Here is a 547-nt window from a genome sequence, read left to right as displayed (position 1 = left end):
TCAAGCCTCTGGTTTGTCAGTAAGTGATGTCGTGAGAGTGTTGATGACACGTATTGCACAAGATAAAGCTATTCCTTCTTTTTTGTTTCAACCCAATGCAGAAACCATAGCGGCTTTTGCTGAACTTGATGAAGGCAACTTAAAAAAGTTTCATTCCGTAGACGAATTATTTGATGATCTCTATGCGTACGATTGAACGTACGACTATCTTCAAACGTGATTTCAAGCGTGAGATGAAAGGACGATATCGGCATCTTTTAGATACTGATTTACGCAAAGTCATCGCAGCATTAGCAAATGATCAACCTTTAGAGCTTCGATATCATGACCATGCATTAACTGGAAATTGGAAAGATTATCGGGATTGTCATATTCGACCTGATTTGGTTTTGATCTATCGCTTGATTGGTCAAGAGAGGCTCGTTTTAGTGCGTCTTGGTTCTCATTCACAGCTTAATCTGTAATGTCAATTAACAACCCTCCCCATTTTTGAGAACGAGGAGGAGGTATATATTTTACTTAAGCAACCTTTTTAATGGGGCTCTCG

At 39.3% G+C, this 547-nt stretch carries 2 protein-coding genes; both read left to right on the top strand.

Annotated features, from left to right (window positions below; genetic code table 11):
* Positions 1-196: type II toxin-antitoxin system RelB/DinJ family antitoxin (locus ACFINC_RS11830; RefSeq protein WP_375617317.1), on the top strand; the 196-nt coding region annotated here is incomplete at its 5' end.
* Positions 183-464 carry a type II toxin-antitoxin system YafQ family toxin gene (locus tag ACFINC_RS11825; RefSeq protein WP_120100599.1) on the top strand — a complete coding sequence of 94 codons (282 nt, stop codon included), beginning with the start codon at positions 183-185 and terminating at the stop codon, positions 462-464. The genes ACFINC_RS11830 and ACFINC_RS11825, both read left to right, overlap by 14 nt.
* Positions 465-547 lie beyond the last annotated feature (83 nt).

The sequence above is a fragment of the Bartonella sp. AP58NXGY genome (assembly GCF_042195785.1).
Lineage (GTDB): Bacteria > Pseudomonadota > Alphaproteobacteria > Rhizobiales > Rhizobiaceae > Bartonella.
Note: the sequence above shows the minus strand (reverse complement) of the source record. Positions and strands in the feature narration are given on the sequence as shown.

Coding starts and splice junctions, on each gene's coding strand:
- ACFINC_RS11825 (WP_120100599.1), top strand. CDS start 183: ATGCGTACGATTGAACGTACGACTATCTTCAAACGTGATTTCAAGCGT.